At 44.6% G+C, this 18,232-nt stretch carries 18 protein-coding genes and 1 pseudogene; 7 read left to right on the top strand and 12 right to left on the bottom strand.

Going from position 1 to position 18,232, the window contains the following annotated elements:
• Positions 1 to 130: 130 nt before the first annotated feature.
• The 5 genes and pseudogenes from L4D05_RS12330 to L4D05_RS12310 form a co-directional block, all read right to left on the bottom strand.
• The gene (locus L4D05_RS12330; protein WP_428794180.1) at positions 131 to 1,030 is read right to left on the bottom strand and encodes an EamA family transporter; all 900 of its coding nucleotides are present in this window, start codon (positions 1,028 to 1,030) and stop codon (positions 131 to 133) included.
• Positions 1,031 to 1,111: 81 nt separating this feature from the next.
• A complete protein-coding gene (gene phnR / locus L4D05_RS12325) occupies positions 1,112 to 1,816 on the bottom strand; it encodes a phosphonate utilization transcriptional regulator PhnR (RefSeq protein WP_428753020.1) in 705 nt (234 codons plus the stop codon).
• A 59-nt stretch (positions 1,817 to 1,875) separates the two neighbouring features.
• Positions 1,876 to 3,528 (bottom strand): annotated as a pseudogene (locus L4D05_RS12320) (putative 2-aminoethylphosphonate ABC transporter permease subunit); the annotation flags it as partial.
• An 80-nt stretch (positions 3,529 to 3,608) separates the two neighbouring features.
• Positions 3,609 to 4,751, bottom strand: a complete 1,143-nt coding sequence (locus L4D05_RS12315; protein WP_428753019.1) for a putative 2-aminoethylphosphonate ABC transporter ATP-binding protein — start codon at positions 4,749 to 4,751, stop codon at positions 3,609 to 3,611.
• Between the two features lie 194 nt (positions 4,752 to 4,945).
• Complete coding sequence (locus L4D05_RS12310; RefSeq protein ID WP_428794179.1) at positions 4,946 to 5,953, bottom strand: putative 2-aminoethylphosphonate ABC transporter substrate-binding protein; 1,008 nt, start codon at positions 5,951 to 5,953, stop codon at positions 4,946 to 4,948.
• Between the two features lie 312 nt (positions 5,954 to 6,265).
• Here L4D05_RS12310 and phnW point away from each other — a divergent pair, with 312 nt between their 5' ends.
• From phnW to phnX, 3 genes are read left to right on the top strand one after another with little or no spacing between them, the layout of a single operon-like run.
• Positions 6,266 to 7,369: a 2-aminoethylphosphonate--pyruvate transaminase gene (gene phnW / locus L4D05_RS12305; protein ID WP_428794178.1), complete on the top strand. Its 1,104-nt coding sequence runs from the start codon at positions 6,266 to 6,268 to the stop codon at positions 7,367 to 7,369.
• Positions 7,369 to 8,742, top strand: coding sequence for an aspartate aminotransferase family protein (locus L4D05_RS12300; protein ID WP_428794177.1), 1,374 nt, complete (start codon positions 7,369 to 7,371; stop codon positions 8,740 to 8,742). Before phnW ends, L4D05_RS12300 begins: the two co-directional genes overlap by 1 nt.
• On the top strand, positions 8,735 to 9,583 hold the full coding sequence (gene phnX, locus L4D05_RS12295) for a phosphonoacetaldehyde hydrolase (RefSeq protein WP_428794176.1): 849 nt from the start codon (positions 8,735 to 8,737) through the stop codon (positions 9,581 to 9,583). Before L4D05_RS12300 ends, phnX begins: the two co-directional genes overlap by 8 nt.
• A 204-nt stretch (positions 9,584 to 9,787) precedes the next feature.
• On the opposite strand, the gene L4D05_RS12290 is transcribed toward phnX, so the two are convergent.
• A complete protein-coding gene (locus L4D05_RS12290; protein ID WP_428753012.1) occupies positions 9,788 to 10,198 on the bottom strand; it encodes a DUF2061 domain-containing protein in 411 nt (136 codons plus the stop codon).
• Between the two features lie 138 nt (positions 10,199 to 10,336).
• Positions 10,337 to 10,777: a PACE efflux transporter gene (locus tag L4D05_RS12285; RefSeq protein ID WP_428753011.1), complete on the bottom strand. Its 441-nt coding sequence runs from the start codon at positions 10,775 to 10,777 to the stop codon at positions 10,337 to 10,339.
• 129 nt (positions 10,778 to 10,906) lie between these two features.
• Between L4D05_RS12285 and L4D05_RS12280 the strand changes: the two genes are divergently transcribed.
• Complete coding sequence (locus L4D05_RS12280) at positions 10,907 to 11,824, top strand: LysR family transcriptional regulator (protein WP_428794175.1); 918 nt, start codon at positions 10,907 to 10,909, stop codon at positions 11,822 to 11,824.
• Positions 11,825 to 11,888: 64 nt separating this feature from the next.
• On the opposite strand, the gene L4D05_RS12275 is transcribed toward L4D05_RS12280, so the two are convergent.
• Positions 11,889 to 12,266: a hypothetical protein gene (locus tag L4D05_RS12275; RefSeq protein WP_428794174.1), complete on the bottom strand. Its 378-nt coding sequence runs from the start codon at positions 12,264 to 12,266 to the stop codon at positions 11,889 to 11,891.
• Between the two features lie 127 nt (positions 12,267 to 12,393).
• Between L4D05_RS12275 and L4D05_RS12270 the strand changes: the two genes are divergently transcribed.
• The 3 genes from L4D05_RS12270 (at position 12,394) to yghU (ending at position 14,825) form a co-directional block, all read left to right on the top strand.
• Positions 12,394 to 12,807, top strand: coding sequence for an XRE family transcriptional regulator (locus L4D05_RS12270; protein ID WP_428794173.1), 414 nt, complete (start codon positions 12,394 to 12,396; stop codon positions 12,805 to 12,807).
• A 312-nt stretch (positions 12,808 to 13,119) separates the two neighbouring features.
• Positions 13,120 to 13,797, top strand: a complete 678-nt coding sequence (locus tag L4D05_RS12265) for a glutathione S-transferase family protein (RefSeq protein ID WP_428794172.1) — start codon at positions 13,120 to 13,122, stop codon at positions 13,795 to 13,797.
• A 167-nt stretch (positions 13,798 to 13,964) separates the two neighbouring features.
• The gene (gene yghU / locus L4D05_RS12260) at positions 13,965 to 14,825 is read left to right on the top strand and encodes a glutathione-dependent disulfide-bond oxidoreductase (RefSeq protein ID WP_428794171.1); all 861 of its coding nucleotides are present in this window, start codon (positions 13,965 to 13,967) and stop codon (positions 14,823 to 14,825) included.
• A gap of 93 nt (positions 14,826 to 14,918) precedes the next feature.
• Here the strand turns inward: yghU and L4D05_RS12255 are convergent, their stop codons facing one another.
• The 4 genes from L4D05_RS12255 to ulaR form a co-directional block, all read right to left on the bottom strand.
• A complete protein-coding gene (locus tag L4D05_RS12255; protein WP_428794170.1) occupies positions 14,919 to 15,734 on the bottom strand; it encodes a Cof-type HAD-IIB family hydrolase in 816 nt (271 codons plus the stop codon).
• Positions 15,724 to 15,969 carry a hypothetical protein gene (locus tag L4D05_RS12250; RefSeq protein WP_428794169.1) on the bottom strand — a complete coding sequence of 82 codons (246 nt, stop codon included), beginning with the start codon at positions 15,967 to 15,969 and terminating at the stop codon, positions 15,724 to 15,726. Before L4D05_RS12250 ends, L4D05_RS12255 begins: the two co-directional genes overlap by 11 nt.
• An 86-nt stretch (positions 15,970 to 16,055) precedes the next feature.
• Entirely contained in the window at positions 16,056 to 17,123 is a 1,068-nt protein-coding gene (gene ulaG / locus L4D05_RS12245) for an L-ascorbate 6-phosphate lactonase (RefSeq protein ID WP_428794168.1), read from the bottom strand.
• 134 nt (positions 17,124 to 17,257) lie between these two features.
• Complete coding sequence (gene ulaR, locus L4D05_RS12240; RefSeq protein WP_428794167.1) at positions 17,258 to 18,013, bottom strand: HTH-type transcriptional regulator UlaR; 756 nt, start codon at positions 18,011 to 18,013, stop codon at positions 17,258 to 17,260.
• Positions 18,014 to 18,232 lie beyond the last annotated feature (219 nt).

Genomic DNA, 18,232 nt, shown 5'->3' with positions numbered 1-18,232 from the left:
AATATTGGGCTTTAATTTTACCCTCACTACGTAGTAATAATTAAACCGACAAATACCCAGCACTCTAACTCTAGATATCGCAACCTAATAATGATACCAACTCCGCAGAGTGAGTGATGAAAGCCAAGGTTTACGCTAACGCCACTATCAACCCGGCCAAAACCAAGCTCACACCAACGCCACGAGTATAAAACCACTTCTCGTTTAAAAACCAAATACCCATCAATACACCAAAGATGATGCTTACTTGTCTCAATGCCACCACATAGCTGACGTTATCAACCATGGTCATGGCGAACAGTACCATGCCGTATGTCAATGCCATCATAATACCTGCGGTTGCGGAGCGATAACGGTACTGCCACGTTAAGGCTAACTCATGACGCTTACCAGTGAGTAGCAACCAAGTAATGAGGACAATAGCGATAGCAGCAAACTGCATTCCTAGAAAAAATATCGCAATCTGGTGGGACGATAAACCGTCTGTTTCGAGCTGTAGCCAACTCAGTGTTTGTTTGTCTACGATCGAATATATTGTCGTGCCAATGGCGGCGATCAATGCCCAAAACACACCTACGTTGGCGTACGAACTGAGCCGAAGATCGGTAAAGTGCCTCATCGGTATTATTAAGCAGCCAAACGTTAACACCGCAAAGCCGAACCACGCATTGACAGTAAGCGTTTGCCCGATGACGACCGTTCCCAACCCAACCATAAGCACAGGGAGTGCTCGTGCAATCGGGTACATGACGCCAATATCACCAAGGTTATATGCCTTAAGAAGGCCCACGAGGTAAATCACCTGACCAATGGCACTGAGTAGCAATAGCCCCCAAAACTTCGCAGATAGGTTGTCGACACCAATAACCGCAAGACACCACAGCAAATATGGGGAGAGTAAAATAAGCGGAGCCAAGGCTGCCCCTAAGGTAAACGAATACCCCGAGCCACCATTCGATTTACCTAAGATATTCCAGCCTGCGTGCAATAAAGCCGAACAAACCACCAAAATAATTGCGTAAAGCGCCAAAAGGAATTCCTTAAAAAAAAGCGGATGCTAAAAACATCCGCTAATTATCCATTCACCGTTTAAAGTAATGAAAAGCTCACACTAACGAGTCAACTGAGCCACAGACTCAATGCTGATCGCATCGTGGCGCCAATATTCAATATCACAATCAATAAGCTCACCATGCTGGTTGTAGTTGATACGTTCTACCATCATCGCTGGCGTGCCCGACGTTGCCCGCAAAGCCTGTGCCATTTCGCCCAGTAAGGAGGTAGTACTGACTCGGTATTTAACCTGGCTGTACACCACGCCATATTGCTCTCGATAAATATCCGTCAAAGATAGAGATAAATCATGGCTAAGCAAATTAGGAAACTGCTCGGTGCGAATATAATTCGTCACAAAAACGACGGGCCTATCTTCAAGATATCTAACGCGATCAACTCGGAAAATATCGGAAAACGGAGGCAACTGAAGTAACTCAGCAGCTTTTTTGGTGGCCATCATCGCTTTTGCTGCAACCAACGTCGTTTTTGGCTGCCTATGTTGACTCAAAGCCATATTGGTAAAGTTAAGGGTTTCTGTTGGATCGTACTTAAGTGGTTCCGGTGAAATAAACCAACCTCGACGATCTTCCCTAAAAATTCGACCTTCAGCTTCCAGTAGCGACAACGCTTCTCTCAACGTCACACGCGTCGTATCAAACGATTCCGCTAGCTTACGTTCTGCGGGCAGCTTCTGCCTAGGCGCCAAGGTGCCCGACTCTATTTGCTCTACAAGCGCATCTTTTATTTTTACGTATTGCACTTAGTATCCTTATTCGGTTCTTCCGTTCCTGGTAAATTAGACATTCTCATTTGCAAGCTCTATCGTACGCGCCACGCTTGTGTCTTGCCTTCAAGCCATTTACCAATCACCATATGCAGCAATTTAGCTACTGCTGCCGACATCATGATCATCACGGCCATGGCGGCTGCAGATCCGGTCTGACCCGCATCATCCATATTTAGCACCGACACCGATGCCGGAATCGTTTGGGTTGAATATAAGAATACTACTGCCGAAGTCGTTGTTAAAGCGTTGATAAATAAATATATCGCTATATCTAATACCGCAGGCAAACAGCACGGTAAGGTAACCTTAAAAAACAGCTTATATTGTGGCAGTTTGACCGACGCCGCCGTTGCTTCTATTTCAGTAGGTAATTGTTTTAACGCGGTTAATGCAGTCATATGCCCTACTGTATAGTAGTGCACCACGGTATTAATCACTAAGAATGCCATTGTGCCATACAGCACACCCAGCGGATTATTGGCATCATTAAAGTAGAAAATGTATCCCAAACCAAGCACTAGCCCCGGCACCGCCATAGGAACGACACTCATCATTTGCATCCACTGCCGTAGTGGAGCAAACGCACGTCCTTTTTCAATACCATAAGCACCAAGAAAGATGACAATAGAGCCCACGACAGCCGTCCACATACCAAGCTTTAAGGAGTTGAAATAAGGATCCCAACCATACGTACTCATTTCCGCGAAGTTATAATTGTTTAGTGTCAGTGCTTTGTTCCATGGCCAGAACGTAACCAGAGAGCCATAAATAGCCATACCTAGTACTACTACAACTGCAAAAGAAATGAACATGCAATACAGCAGGCTGATGCTATCGCGCAATTTGTTTGGCTCTGGTTGATACGGCACTGAGCGTGAATCCAACATGCTCTTTTGTTTCTTTTGCACCCAGCGATCAACGGTAAACGCTAGTATGGCAGGCAGTAACAACAAGATACTGGTGACCGCACCCATTGAAAAATTTTGCTGTCCGACCACCTGCTTAAAAATATCAGTGGCTAACACGTTGTAGCTACCACCAATCACTTTCGGTACACCAAAGTCACAGACAACGAGCGTAAATACCACAATTAACGTACTAATTAGACCGTATTTAGCAGCAGGCAATGTCACCATAAAAAATGTTTTGATCGGAGAGGTATTGAGCGCTCTGGCGGCTTCATACAGACGGGCATCCGAGGTGCGCAGTGACGTCGTTAGAATCATGAGTGCATGCGGAAAGGTCCAGAAAATCAGCCCCAGCGAGATACCAATCACACCGTATACCGAGTTGCCCTGTAGCAACTCTTTAGCGACGCCTTGATTACCAAACAAAAAGATTAAGCTAATCGCAGGAAGTAACGATGGCGCTAGAATGGGAGCTGCCCCCATAAAGCGGAACAAACCTTTATAAGGCATACACGTTCGTGTTAACGCATAAGCATACCCAAACGCTAAGGCCCCCACGACCACAGTCACAATCAAACCAACTGTAACGGTGTTGCTCAGGGATACCCATAGGCTATCGGTTGCAAAGTAGGCTGAAAAATTATCTAAACCGACAAATTCACCGTCGCTGTTTTGGACGCTTTTTTTCATCATTGCCCATAGCGGCATAACGATAAACAGCATCATAAAGATAAAGATTAACGTCAGGAGACTTAGCAGAATCCAATTATCCTGACTCATCTTGGCGCTAGCCATTACCGCGCGTCTTTTCATTGTCTCGCCAAAAGAAAGCGTTGAAGTTGCGTCCATACTGCCTCCTACGCCGCCTGCTCTGAAACATGGCTTGCAGTACTACCTAACGCAGACGCGAACACTTGTTTTTCTAATGGGTAACCACGTAATCCCGTGCTACCAAATTCGATGTAACGGATATCATTGCGACGTAAATTGAAACGCTTAACGTCTTTCACGGGCACATCCATATATAAAGAGGTCGCTAGCGGCGCGTTTTGCATCGCTACCTCAACGCGGTAATAAGCGCCTTGAAACTCTTTCGCGATAATTCGCACTGGAATCGCCTCACTCGCCCGCTCCACAAACTGAATATTTTCTGGTCGAACAGCCAGTTGGAAGATATCCCCTTGCTTTAACTGCATATTATCTAAGGTCGGTAACGCAAGCATAGACTCGGCAACCCTTAACGATTGATTCGAAGCGACGGACGCCTCTATGAAGTTCATACTACCGACAAAATCCGCGACAAAGCGTGTCGCTGGCGCTTCGTAAATTTCCTGTGGCGTACCCACTTGCTCTATCACACCATGGTTCATAACCACAATACGATCGGCCATGGATAAGGCTTCTTCTTGATCATGTGTCACCATGATCGTAGTGATGCCCAAGCGACGTTGCATTTGGCATATTTCATCACGAAGGTGAGTACGCACTTTCGCGTCGAGTGCCGACAGAGGCTCATCTAACAACAGTAAACCTGGTGATAATGCTAGCGCTCGTGCAAGTGCGACTCGCTGCTGCTGCCCACCGGACAGTTGATTGGGAAATTTGTTTGCTGATGTTGGCAAGCCAATCATATCTAACCAATGTTCGACTTTCTCCAATGCTTCTTTATTGGACAGCCCCTGATTCTTTAGTCCTACGGCAATATTTTCTTGCACCGTAAGGTTGGGAAACAGCGCATAAGATTGGAACACAATGCCAAAGTCACGCTTTTCTGGTGGGAGGAAGGTGGTGTCTTTATCGTCTTGGCAAATGCGTCCTGAAGTAGGAAGATCCAAGCCTGCAATCGCACGCAACAACGTTGTTTTACCGCACCCAGAAGGTCCAAGAAAACACACGAACTCACCGCGCTTAATGGATAATGAAATCTCTTTCAATGCCGTGAACTGGCCAAATTTTTTCACTACGTTGTGAATGTCTAGATAAGGATTGGATACTGTCATCACTTTCTCTCCAAATGGTATATACCAATATTAAGATTGCTATATTTCATTGCAATGACAGCTTTGTTTCAGGTTGATTTCAATTTCATTGTTGTTCGGTTTCGCAAGTAAAAACGACAAAAAGAAGGCCTAATAGCAGCCTTCTTTTTAATCCGTTTTGACCGCACTATGGGTCTGAGAGCAGATTGATTAACTTATGATTTTGGCTCTGACTTTGAATCGAATTTTTGTGACCATGTTTTTAATACTTCTGCTCGGTCTGAACCCATTTTCGCAAAATCCATCTTCGCCATCGCGCCTTCCACTTCAGGGTAGTTTGATACCACGGCTTTGACTTCTTTGTGGGCCACGACAGGGTAAGATTCAACGTAAAGCTCATTCGCTGCTTTTGAAACTGACCAATCCACCACGCGCTTTGCGGCATCAGACTCTTTCACTAGGCCGACAGCCTCAGATTCCCAGCCAATCCCTTTTGGTGTGATCACGGCCAGTGGTGCGCCTTGGTTTTTCAACTTAGCGCCACGAACCGCCATCGAAATGCCAATCGCCACTTCACCCATCGCCGCTTGGACACACGGCTTTGATCCTGAATGGGTATAATGGGCAATGTTATTATCTAGCTTCTTCATGTAATCCCAAGCTTGCGTCTCGCCCATATTCTGCAACCAAGCAGACACTTGCATGTAACCCGTTCCTGAAGACGCCGGGTTTGGCATCGCGATATGCCCTTGATAAACCGGCTTAGTTAAATCTTCCCAAGATTGTGGCTTTGGCAGGTTTAGCTGCTCTGCGACAATTTCATTGAAGCATACCGCGTTAAAGAACGCATCATTGCCGTACCATGCTTGAGCTGATTGTGGATCGTTCAGATCTGCATTCAGATTTTCTAAACCTTTTGGTGTGTAGGACTTAAGGATGCCTTCTTCCTTTAGCAGCGCCATAGATGACCCCGCTAATCCCCAAACAACTTCTGCGCGAGTATTGTTTTTTTCAGCCAATAGTTTCGCCGTCATGATACCTGTCGAATCACGCACCCATTTAATGGCAATATCAGGATTTTCCTTCTCAAACGCATTTTTGTATTTAGCAAGAATATCGGTTTCAAAAGCGGTGTAAACCGTCACTTCAGTGGCCGCTAAAGCATTTGTTGCTAATAAAGAAACCAACGTTGCTAGTGTCCCTTTCATTAAACGGTTTTTCATTTTTATCTCCAGATTCGATTTTTGTGGTGACTCATTTTTATCTGCACGCCACCTTTAGTGTCACAATTAATGGCCATACGCAATTTGGTATGTACCAGTTTCTATTTACACGGTAATTCTCGTTTGTGACGATTAAATGAACGAAAAATGGCAGTTTGACGACGATTTATGACAAATTCGATGACAACGATTTTCGCAACATTTCGAACTATGAAGCTTTTATTAAATCTATTTTCTCCCCCTTTACGAACACTAAAAAGGATTGCTAGAGTAGTCACAACAACTTGGTATAGTCCAATATGAGAAATGATAATGAAAAACGAATACTTACTGTTAACGCCCGGCCCGCTTTCTACCTCTGAAACCGTTCGACAAGCGATGCTTAAAGACTGGTGCACATGGGATGACGACTACAACAAAGACGTCGTTGAGGTCATTCGTTCATCGCTAACACAACTGGCAACTCGCCAACCCGGCTATACCAGCGTACTCATGCAAGGCAGTGGCACGGCATCGGTTGAAGCGACCATCGGCAGTGCGCTTGGCAAGAATGATAAACTTTTGGTCATCGATAACGGCGCTTACGGTGCTCGTATCGCTCAGATTGCGGACTATCTCGCCATTCCTACCTGTGTCATATCGTTGGGGGAAACCCAGCAACCAAGTTTAGAAGCGGTAAAGAGCGCTCTAGAAAGTGATGCAGACATTACTCATGTGGCGATTGTGCACTGCGAAACCACAACGGGCATGCTCAACCCTATTGAAGCGGTCATTAAGCTAGCAAAACAACATGACAAAACTGTGATTCTAGATGCGATGTCCAGCTTTGGTGGTATCCCTATAGATATCGGTGACTTAGACATCGACTTTATGATCAGCTCGGCCAATAAATGCATTCAAGGTGTACCGGGGTTTGGCTTTGTCATTGCTAAACAAACGTCCCTAGAGAAATGCCAAGGGCAAGCTCGCTCGCTAACATTAGATCTCTATGACCAATGGCAATGCATGGAGCACAACCACGGAAAATGGCGCTTTACTTCACCAACGCATACCGTGCGCGCATTTTACCAAGCACTGCAAGAGCTACAGGACGAAGGCGGTATTGCCGCTCGTCATCAGCGTTATCAGACTAACCAAAAGACCTTAGTGGAAGGCATGCGATCGTTAGGCTTTGCACCATTGCTCCATGAGGAGCTGCACTCACCAATCATCACCTCTTTCTACTCACCAAAGCACAGTGACTATCAGTTCAAAGAGTTCTACAACCGACTTAAAGCACAAGGCTTTGTGATTTACCCAGGGAAAGTCTCCAATGCTGACTGTTTCCGCATCGGTAACATTGGCGATGTACATCCAGCGGATATCTCACGTCTGATCACAGCCGTGAAAAGCTCGATGTATTGGGAGATCAAATAATGTCAGTTCAGGCAACTCACTTACGCAGTGAGGGCGATGTGAACAACACGCCTGCTCGCCAAGAATGGACAGCTGGTATTCAAGATGAAGCGACCCAAGCGTTACTCAAACGCGATGCTGACGTGTTCTTACATCAATCCATGTCAACGCCTTGTCTTGATTCACTGCAAGCGGCAGAAGGTATCTACCTTCAAGATACGCGTGGCAAAAGATACATGGATTTTCATGGCAATAACGTCCATCAACTCGGTTATGGCCACCCTCATGTGATGAAGCGTGTCACCGAGCAAATGCATTCACTGCCATTTTCTCCTCGTCGCTTTACCAACGAGACTGCAGTCAAATGCGCAGAAAAGCTCACCGATATTTGTGGTGGTGACCTAAACCGAGTGCTCTTTGCACCTGGTGGAACTTCAGTCGTAGGCATGGCACTTAAGCTGGCTCGTTACATCACAGGCAGTCACAAAGTCGTGTCACTTTGGGATTCCTTTCATGGTGCTTCCCTTGATGCCATTTCCGTTGGTGGAGAAGCCTGTTTTCGTGAAGGCATGGGGCCATTAATGTCAGGGGTTGAGCGTATTCCACCTGCTATATCTTACCGAGGTGCACTGCCCTCTCAAGACGGAAGCGATGTGCATTACGCCGACTACCTCGAATATGTGATCGAAAAAGAAGGCGGCATTGGTGCCTTTATCGCTGAAGGCGTTCGTAATACCGACGTTCAGGTACCAAGTAAGGCTTATTGGCAACGTATTCGAGAAATTTGTGACAAGCATAATGTCTTATTGATCATCGATGATATTCCTAACGGCATGGGCCGCAGTGGCGAGTGGTTTACGTATCAAGCCTTTGATATTGAACCCGACATCTTATGCATTGGTAAGGGATTAGGGGGAGGACTCGTGCCTATTGCTGCCATGGTGACCAAAGAAAAATATAACACCGCTGCGGAGATATCACTGGGTCATTACACCCATGAAAAAAGTCCCATTGGATGTGCGGCGGCGTTGGCAACTATGGAAGCCATTGAACAAGATAAATTGCTCGAAAAAACACGCGCTGATAGCGAATTTGTTAAAGCTCGCTTAATGCAAATGAAAACAACCTATCCTGTGATCGGTGACGTACGCGGAATAGGGTTGTTATGGGGCGTTGAGTTGGTGAGTAACCATGTCTCCAAACAGCGCGCCTATGACGAGGCAGAGTCCGTGTTGTATCAATGCCTCAATCAGGGACTGAGCTTTAAGGTCTCACAAGGTAACGTTATACAGTTGAGCCCACCGCTCATCATCACTCGTGAACAACTGACGCAAGCCCTCGACATTTTCGAGCACGCGATCGCCAAAGTATGCAAGGATTTTAATTATGTCTAATCTCTATTCAGCAACACCAAATGCCTCCACTAAGTCGCCTGTTCAAGCCATCGTTTTTGACTGGGCCGGCACCATTGTCGACTTTGGTTCATTCGCACCCACCAGTATTTTTGTGGAAGCCTTTAGGCAAGGTTATGACTTTGACATTACGCTTGCCGAAGCACGTGAGCCAATGGGCATTGGTAAGTGGGATCATATTAAAGCGGTCGGTCACCTGCCAGCCGTTGCTCAGCGCTGGGAAAAGCAGTTTGGTCGCACGATGACTGACAGCGATATCGACCAAATTTACGCGACATTTATGCCACTACAAAAAGCAAAAGTCGCCGATCACGCCGAACCTATCCTCAACGCTATTGAGGTCGTCAATGGGCTAAAGCAGCATGGTATTAAAATAGGTTCTTGCTCAGGTTACCCAAGAGAGGTCATGGATGTCTTGATCCCTGCCGCGAAAGACTATGGCTATGAGCCGGACTATATTGTGGCAACGGATGATCTTCCTCAAGGTGGTCGCCCAGCTCCGTTCATGGCACTAAAAAACATGATTGAGCTAAATGTCACTTGTGTCGGCGCTTGCGTAAAAGTTGACGATGCCGCTCCCGGTATTGAAGAAGGTCACAACGCCGGAATGTGGACAGTCGGACTATTACTATCGGGTAATGAAGCTGGCTTAACCTTAGAAGAATACCAAGCAGCCGATGAAGCCACATTAAATGCAGCTCGCGAGAGAGCACGTGAAAAGCTTGGTAAAGCATCACCACACTACTTAGTGGATACGATTAATGATCTTCCGAGTGTCATTAAAGATATAGAAAAGCGCTTGAGCGTTGGTGAAAGACCCTAGATACGCTGTGAATCAAAACTAAAAACCCAGTGCCATTACAGATGGCACTGGGTTTCTTCCTCTAGAACAGGTCAGTATTCCAATAATAATCTCACTTAAAACATTATTATTAAGAACGATTTCACTAATAACTATGTCAACCAATAACTATATCGATCAATAACTATGTCGATCAATAACTGTGCTGACTAATAACAGTGTCGACTAAGCAGTAATACAACCAGATTGATTCGGCGTAATAACAACGTTTTTGCTGCTAACTCTTTTATTCCATGACTTTTCATGTAAGAAGTACGCTACGGTATTAATTGCGGGCTCTAGCAATGCCACGGCTCCACCAGCAACAATACTTCCGGTCAGTGCGTATACCACCGAAAACGCGACACTATAATGAACCACTGCAAATGACGCCGTTTTAATGCGAACATTTTGACTTAATGACTTCAGCCATTGCGATTTTTCCCATAACTTTTCATGGAAATAAAACGCCACCGTATTCACTGCGGGTTCCAGCATGGCGATCATGCTACTCAGAATGATCTCACCAGTAAAAACATACGCCACGCTAAATGCAATGGTAAAGTGAATTGATGCAAACCTAAGTGTTTTCGCCATGATGTTGTCCTGCTTTGTTCAGTTGCCTCTACTATACTCAGCTCTTAACCACGAACAAAGCAGATTGAACCTACTTATTTAATAGTCAAAACCTATCAAATAGAGTTGTAACTTCTGACCTTTCAAGGATTCACATTTCTACAGTACTGCACTGACGCCTTTTAATACTCTTCGCTGCAGCACGTAAGCTCTGACATGATCATAAATGAGGTTAAAGAGAAACGCATAGATGGTAATAAAGATGGTCACACCCAAATCCATTAGGAAGGCTTGCCATAAGCTTACCTCTAGAATATAAGCCATTACCGGAATAGTAAAAAACAACAATCCAACTTCAAACAGCAGCACATGGATCACTCGCAGTGAAAGTGACCGCTCGGTTTTTTCACCGGGTACAGCCCTATCAAAGCCCAAATTGAACAAGTAATTCCAAATCATCGCCATGGTTGCAATAACTATCATTGTTCCTGATAGTGAACCAATATCATGTTCAGTAAACAATGCTAACCCTAGGATGGATGATGTTACCGCCAACGTTTCAAATAATACCGAATGAAAAACACGCTCTAGTGTCCCCATAAATCGCTCCAATAGACTTACTTAACAAAAAATGAAGCTGGGATTATGTCAGGACAAACGCACAGATAAAGTTAACAGCCATCACATTTAGTGATAGCTTAGTTAACCTATTCAATCGGGGGAGTGACTATGTACAGTTTTGAGCAATTGAAGGTATTCGTAACGGTGTGCGAAAGTGGGTCATTTTCTGCGGCAGCTCGCAAGCTAAAACGCGCGCAATCAGGGGTCAGCCAAGCAATAGCTAACCTAGAGATAGCCGTTAACCAAGATTTATTCAACCGAGAAAAGAACACTCCGACATTAACAAAAAGCGGCGAGGCCTTGTTGCCCATTGCGCGATCAATTTTGCAGCAACAGGCCTACTTTGACCAGAAGGCAACAGCGCTCACCAAGGCGTACGAACATGAACTTATCATTGCTGTCGATGAAAGCATTGTCAGTGACGACTTTCTCAGCATATTAGCACCATTGGCAGACCAGTTTCCCATTACACACTTTGAAATTATCACCGCCTCCAGCTTTGATATTGAAGATTTAGTACGTACTGGTCAAGCTCATGCCGGTATTGTGTTCGCCGATGGAGAGCTTAAAGTCGACATGGATTTCTTTGTACTTGGACAAGCCCGATTTCTAACCATTGCTGCCCCGGAACACGCGTTAACGAAACTCCCCATGGTCGAGCACGACGACTTGAAGCTTCACCGTCAATGCGTTCATCGCAGTGCTAAACGAAAAGAACTTTGGTTCAGCTACGGCATTAGTTCAAAGATCTGGTATGCCAATAACCACCAAACCCTGATTGATCTTGTTCGTCAAAACATTGGTTGGGCGCTCGTTCCTGAATTGCTTATCAAAACACAATTAGAGCAAAGTGCTGTCGTGTCACTTCCCGTCGCCCATGAATTTAATGGCTGGTTGACCGCTGTGGGCTGTTTGGTATCACGAAGCCATTCATCTGGGCCAGTTCTGGAGCACGTCCTCGACACACTTAAGCTATATCGCTTAAATGAGAATCGCTGGGAGCGTAACGTTACACTCGCTAACTAAGTCTCTAGCGACGGCCTCAGCCCCAATACGGCTCAACCGTTAGAAGCCCTGCAACCACACCATGCTATTGCACAGTGCGCTTTAATATTGCAGAAAAATGATCCGCAGATGAACTCGCAGAGACTAAAATCCAGCCTTTCGAGTTTAAAAAATTAACCGCGTCAATGGGGGAATTAAAAGCCACCGTATTGCCCGCTTCATCGCGTAATAGGTCCTTATTTCGAATACCAATTTCAACCTCTTGCCCAAAGTCCACTTCCACTTTCCACTTGGTCAAACTTAATAGCTTCCCTCGAGCAACAACACGAGCATATTGCTCGGTTTGGCCTTTCACTACACTTGCTTCAGGGCTCGATAATGCATTACTCACGGGGGAGAACAGCATCATTGCTACCAGTAGCGTCAAGGTAACTAGGGGAAAGGGTAAATTCACTATTTTCATTGCAGCCTCGTCTCATTTTGCCATTTAGCGTCACGCTATTTGAATCAGCATACTCAGTTGTATTTTCATTATTCGAAAATGTAACTACACTAGATTTCATAAAATGGAAAAATGCTAATGAGGAGCAATGATGGCGACGTTAAATACCACTGGATTTGAGTTTTTCGGTGAGTCTGAACATCGGTTCCGTGCGATGCTCATTGAGCGGGTCGAAAGCTATATGGTGCACAGCCGTCTGAGCAAAAACCAATTGGCGGATAAGTCAGGAATTGGCAAAACCGCATTTTATAGCAAGATGGATAAGGTACAAGGCAGTCAGTTTACCGTTTTAGATCTCTTTCGTTTAGGCAAAGTACTTGATGTCAGCATCTTGCAGTTTTTTCCAGTCGATGACATCGATCGCGAACACGGAGGGCAACTCGCCGTACCTGCTAGTGTATTGCATATGATGGACACCATGATGTCCATGGATCAAGCTGACATCGAATTACTGTATGACCTATTTCTATCGCTAAAAAAGCACAATAAAATCAACCCGTAAATCATACTTTACTAAGTCTATTGTATGGAATGAGCCTCCCCCCCTAAATGAAACAGAGCCTTAATCGCAGCGATATTTAACTGTATGGGCCTGTATACGCCTGAGTAACTAACGATAAAACTGGGCATCATGTTCACAGCTTACCCGACATCTGATTCAATCTAGCTACTCATTTCATCGTTCGCAATAAATTTGAACGACTGTTCAAAAACCAATTGAACGATCGTTCAATTAATTCTATAGTGTTGGCTATCACGAGAAGGAAAGGTCTAGTGATTTGTCTCAAATTGACTCAATTCAAAGGAAAATGACATGCTAAAATTTTACTTCCACAAGACACCGAACCCGATGAAAGTCGCGCTGTATCTCGCCGAGACGGGGCTACCTTATGAACTCGTTCCCGTTGATACCTATAAAGGCGAGCAACATAGCCCTGAATATCGCGCGATAAACCCGAACGGCAAAGCACCAGCGATAGAAGATGACGGTGTTAGAGTATTTGATTCCAATGCAATTTTGCTCTACCTTTCCGAAAAAACAGGGCTTCTAGCAGGAGAACCTGAAGATCGTGGTGAGATGCTGTCTTGGTTAATGTTCATTGCATCTGGACTCGGTCCATTCTCGGGTCAATCGGTTCACTTTCGACATGCATCACCAGAAAAGATCCCTTACGCGATCAATCGTTACTTACGCGAAGCACAACGTCACTACGAGGTACTCGATACGCACTTAAAAGGCAGAGACTATCTCGTTGGACAAACCTACAGCATTGCCGATATCGCGACGTGGGGATGGATTGATAAAGCCGCTGTTGTACTGGGTGAAGAGGCTGTGACGCCTTACCCGAATTTGAAGCGTTGGTTTGATGCCATCAACCAACGTCCTGCTATACAAGTCGCGCGCGATGTTGGCAAGGACATTGAGTTTAAAACAGAACAAGATGACGTCACCAAACGTGCGCTGTTCCCACAGAACTATACGACCAATTAGATGCGACCAATTAGACAACCGCTTCATGGTCTTGTTAAATACATAGTCGTGAGTGACGGCAACCGTTAATCAATGCCTTAGACTAATGCGCTTTGCAATCCTGAACTAGAATTAAACATCGTTCGGCATTTTAGCTTAGCCCTTAGCGATTTAACTTAGGAGTTAGTATGGAAAATCAATATACACCGCCGAAAATCTGGGTTCACGACACAAAAGGTGGCAATAAATGGGCAAGCATTAATCGCCCTGTGTCTGGCCCAACCCATGATAAAGAGCTACCAGTTGGTGACCACGCTTTGCAACTGTACTCACTCGGCACCCCAAACGGACAAAAAGTCACTATTCTTCTAGAAGAGTTACTCGCACTGGGTGTCAAAGAAGCTGAGTATGATGCTTACTTAATTAATATTGGTGAAGGTGACCAATTTTCATCGGGCTTTGTTAGCGTAAACCCCAATTCAAAGATCCCAGCATTGGTTGACCGTTCAGGCGAAGACAGCGTGAACGTCTTTGAATCTGCTTCGATTCTTGTCCACCTTGCCGAGAAATTTGGCTATTTTCTGCCTAAAGAAGGCGCTGCACGAACACAGACATTCAATTGGCTATTTTGGGCGCAAGGTTCTGCACCTTTCTTAGGGGGTGGGTTTGGCCACTTCTATGCGTATGCGGACGAAAAACTTGAATATCCAATTAACCGCTTCGCGTTGGAGGCAAAACGTCAACTAGATGTATTAGACAAACAACTTGCGACCAATACCTACGTGGCTGGTGAAGAGTACACGATTGCTGACATGGCTATTTGGCCATGGTACGGCAACTTAGTGCTTGGTAACTTGTATGATGCCGCTGAGTTTCTACAAGTTGAAAGTTACACACATGTCATGCGCTGGGCGAAGTTGCTCGAAGCTAGACAAGGCGTGCAGCGTGGTCGCATCTTAAATCGCTCTTGGGGTGAAGAGTGGGAGCAAGTGCCTGAACGTCATTGCGCCGAAGATATCGATAACGTTTTGTCATTAAAGCCACAGTAACGTTCATTTCATATTAAAAGCCGAGGTATTTTGACTGATTCAAATACCATCGGCTTTTGGCTTTTGGCTTTTGGCTTTTAACACAGAACGCTATCACGATGTGAGTAACGCGAAAGCCTCCAACATCCCTGAATCATTATTGCTACCTTGAGTGATATGATTAGCGCGCGCTTTGAGTTTTGGCGTAGCATTGCTTAACGCTATCCCTAATCCGGCTACGTCAATCATAGATACATCATTGTCGTTATCGCCAATCGCCATAACTTGGCTGTTCGGAATCGCTAATTCCTCAAGATACCGAGCAAGTAACTGCCCTTTGCTATTTCCAATATTGTTGAAACCAATGCGGTTGAACCACGAATGTTCGTAACAGAACGCACGTTGCACGTGCTCAAGAGCAATCAGCTCGTCGATGGCTTTAGGGTCACCCTCTGTGACAAAGGTCCACACGTGGGTTGAGTGCAACAACTCAGCGGCAAGGTCGTCAACTCGTTCAATTTTGGGTCGAATAGAAACTGGCTGCGTGAGTGCCCACTGTTCTAATTTACTGATGTAGTTCGCCGGATGCGTGTGCTTAAGGATAATACGGTCATCAACATAGGCAATCAGATCCAGAGACTGGCACTGATCTAGGAAAAACTGCACATTGTCTTTAGAAATAGGGCTCTGATAGCGATATTGCTCGCTATCAGGATAATATAAATAGGAGCCGTTGCAGCAAATAATCGGTGTATCAAGGTCTAGTTGCTGATAGTACGGCAGCACCGTCGTATGGTGACGACCAGTGGCAAGAACAATCTGGTAGCGTTGACGCAGTAAGCATATTGCCTCTTGCACTAACGGGATAATTTCGCCATTACCATTGAGTAATGTGCCATCCATATCAATGGCAATCAATTTATAATCCATATTCAATCTCAACATAGTGAGGAGAAATACCAATGCTTTGAGCGGTATTTAATAACGCCTTTATCGTTTTAAATATTCTTGGTTTTAACGTTTTCCCGGTTTCTAGAAAACTATTCACTCCCCATTTTTTACTGACCACCAGCAAATAATAATCATCACTATGATTCGCTTTCACTGCGATAGCACCTTCAATATCACCACGCTCAAAATGGGTTTTAAATTCTTTTAGCAACATATTGGCATTTCATCCAGGTAGTAACATAAATATTATCGGGTATTTACTTCATAAAAAAAGGGACGATAAATCGTCCCTTTCTGCCGTTATAAGAAGGCTCGGTATGGCAATTCAGGTTCATTTTTAAAGACATCAGCAAAGCCACGGAAGTGCTGATAATGCATACGTCCTTTATCTGTAGGGTAAGTATATCGGCCACCAACTTGCCAGAAGAAAGGAGCAAAGCCATATTGCAGACGCTCTTTTTTCATGTTCCAGAGCATTTCAATTTCTCGTGGATCATTTTGGAAGTTCGCCCAAATGTCGTGATGAAATGGCACAACCACTTCACAGTCTAGCGATTCAGCTGCGCGTAAAATGTCAGACGATGTCATTTTGTCCGTTACGCCGCGTGGGTTTTCACCATAGGAAAGCAAAGCCACATCTATCTTATGATCGTTACCATGCTTCGCGTAGTAGTTTGAATAATGAGAATCACCCGAGTGATAAACGGACCCTCCTGTTGTTTCCACTAAATAGTTAACCGCGCGATCATCCATACCATCAAGGATTTCTTTATCAAGCGATGACGTGCCTTCTGGTAATGTGACCAAGGCGGTACGGTCAAACGCGTCAAGCACTTTAATATTCACATCTTTGATTTTGATCTCGTCACCAACTTTAGCGATAACACAACGTTCTTCTGGCACTCCCCATTTCATCCATAAATCAACGCACGCTTTTGGACCGATAAATTTCACGTGTTCTCCACAGTTTTGTAGCACTGCTGCCGCCACGTTAATGTCAATGTGATCGCCATGATCATGAGACGCCATGACTGCATCGATTTCTTTAATCGCAAATGGGTCTAATGGAAAAATTGCAGTACGCAAGTTAGGTTGAAGTGCTTCAACACCACCCATACGCATCATTTGGTGCTGGTTTTTCATTTTTTGAACCGCTTGGGTTTTCTTACCCGTACCACACCAAAAATCCATGGATAGGTTCGCGCCACCTTCAGATTTCAACCAAATTCCTGTACAGCCTAGCCACCACATAGAGAACGTATTCGGCTGAACTTCTGTTTGCTCTATTTCTTCATTTAACCATGTGCCCCACTCTGGAAATGTATTTAAGATCCAAGATTCGCGAGTGATTTCGTTTACATTGCTCATGATAATACCTTCTATTTCACAAATTTAATTTTATTTAAGATGTAGGGAGCCACGCGCCTTATTTGTTAATAAGGCGCTAAGCTTAAATTTATTATTTTAAAATCGGGATTACTCCCGTAATTAATTAACTCAAATTAAACCAATATAACTTGAGTTCCTTGAGCCTCAATGGACTTTACCACCTCAGCATTTGCATCTTTTCCTGTAATAACGATATCGATATTCTTACTTTCGCAAAATAACATACCAGTTCGTTGACCAATCTTAGAGCTATCAACAACAACAACTAATTTGTCAATTTGCTCCAACATTTGCTGTTCTGCTACCGCGGTCAACATATCTGCTTTATATAATCCGACTTCCGTCAAACCCTTACCTGAGGTAAACATCCAATTCCCTGCGTAACCACCTAATGAATTAGGTGCAGGATTTAAAAAGATGTTTTGCGCTTTGTTGTACTGACCACCAATAATGATGACATCATCGTGATCTTCAGTAATCAAGTAGCTGGCGAGTGGAAAGTAATTAGTAACAATCTGCACATCACTACCACACAGTTGCTGGCCAAGAAGAAAAGCCGTTGAGCCACAGTTGATCACGACACTGTCCCCAGACTGACAGAGATCGGCCGCAGCTTGTGCAATGGCTGATTTTTCTTCATAAAACTCTGTGCTGTTGATGTTCAGTGGTGACCACTTTCTTTTCTTACTTTCAACGCGTTCAGCGCCATTTCGCACCTTTCTCAGCTTCCCTAGCTCATCCAGCTTGGCGATATCACGCCTTGCGGTTGCAGGGGAAACATTAAAACTATCAATAATGTGCGCCACATTGATGGTTTGCTTGTCTTCTAACAGCGATAAGATGCTGTTGTGTCTTTGGACTTCATTCATATCTATCACTCTATGGGTTGCCGTGACAACTTTGTGATTACTTGTGATTTGTTATGATTCTAATAATCACCCGACTGATTGTCAAACCTACGACTAAGAAAAATAAGATACGAATCACAATATTTATTAAGTGGCTGATTTTTAATGTCTTTTTTATTTTTACGTGATCGTAAGCCCATTTGAGTACATTCAAGCTGCCAATAATTGATATAAATCAAA

This window comes from Vibrio nomapromontoriensis, assembly GCF_050337205.1.
In the GTDB taxonomy this organism is placed as follows: Bacteria; Pseudomonadota; Gammaproteobacteria; order Enterobacterales; family Vibrionaceae; genus Vibrio; species Vibrio nomapromontoriensis.
This window is presented reverse-complemented; position numbering and strand designations above follow the sequence as displayed.

Bases quoted from the DNA above. Each gene is read 5' to 3' on its own strand.
- ulaG (WP_428794168.1), bottom strand. From the start codon at position 17,123: ATGAGCAATGTAAACGAAATCACTCGCGAATCTTGGATCTTAAATACA.
- L4D05_RS12275 (WP_428794174.1), bottom strand. From the start codon at position 12,266: ATGAAAATAGTGAATTTACCCTTTCCCCTAGTTACCTTGACGCTACTG.
- ulaR (WP_428794167.1), bottom strand. From the start codon at position 18,013: ATGAATGAAGTCCAAAGACACAACAGCATCTTATCGCTGTTAGAAGAC.
- L4D05_RS12300 (WP_428794177.1), top strand. From the start codon at position 7,369: ATGTCAGTTCAGGCAACTCACTTACGCAGTGAGGGCGATGTGAACAAC.
- L4D05_RS12280 (WP_428794175.1), top strand. From the start codon at position 10,907: ATGTACAGTTTTGAGCAATTGAAGGTATTCGTAACGGTGTGCGAAAGT.
- L4D05_RS12270 (WP_428794173.1), top strand. From the start codon at position 12,394: ATGATGGCGACGTTAAATACCACTGGATTTGAGTTTTTCGGTGAGTCT.
- phnW (WP_428794178.1), top strand. From the start codon at position 6,266: ATGAAAAACGAATACTTACTGTTAACGCCCGGCCCGCTTTCTACCTCT.
- L4D05_RS12265 (WP_428794172.1), top strand. From the start codon at position 13,120: ATGCTAAAATTTTACTTCCACAAGACACCGAACCCGATGAAAGTCGCG.
- L4D05_RS12285 (WP_428753011.1), bottom strand. From the start codon at position 10,777: ATGGGGACACTAGAGCGTGTTTTTCATTCGGTATTATTTGAAACGTTG.
- yghU (WP_428794171.1), top strand. From the start codon at position 13,965: ATGGAAAATCAATATACACCGCCGAAAATCTGGGTTCACGACACAAAA.
- L4D05_RS12250 (WP_428794169.1), bottom strand. From the start codon at position 15,969: ATGTTGCTAAAAGAATTTAAAACCCATTTTGAGCGTGGTGATATTGAA.
- L4D05_RS12315 (WP_428753019.1), bottom strand. From the start codon at position 4,751: ATGACAGTATCCAATCCTTATCTAGACATTCACAACGTAGTGAAAAAA.
- phnX (WP_428794176.1), top strand. From the start codon at position 8,735: ATGTCTAATCTCTATTCAGCAACACCAAATGCCTCCACTAAGTCGCCT.
- L4D05_RS12255 (WP_428794170.1), bottom strand. From the start codon at position 15,734: ATGGATTATAAATTGATTGCCATTGATATGGATGGCACATTACTCAAT.
- L4D05_RS12310 (WP_428794179.1), bottom strand. From the start codon at position 5,953: ATGAAAAACCGTTTAATGAAAGGGACACTAGCAACGTTGGTTTCTTTA.
- L4D05_RS12290 (WP_428753012.1), bottom strand. From the start codon at position 10,198: ATGGCGAAAACACTTAGGTTTGCATCAATTCACTTTACCATTGCATTT.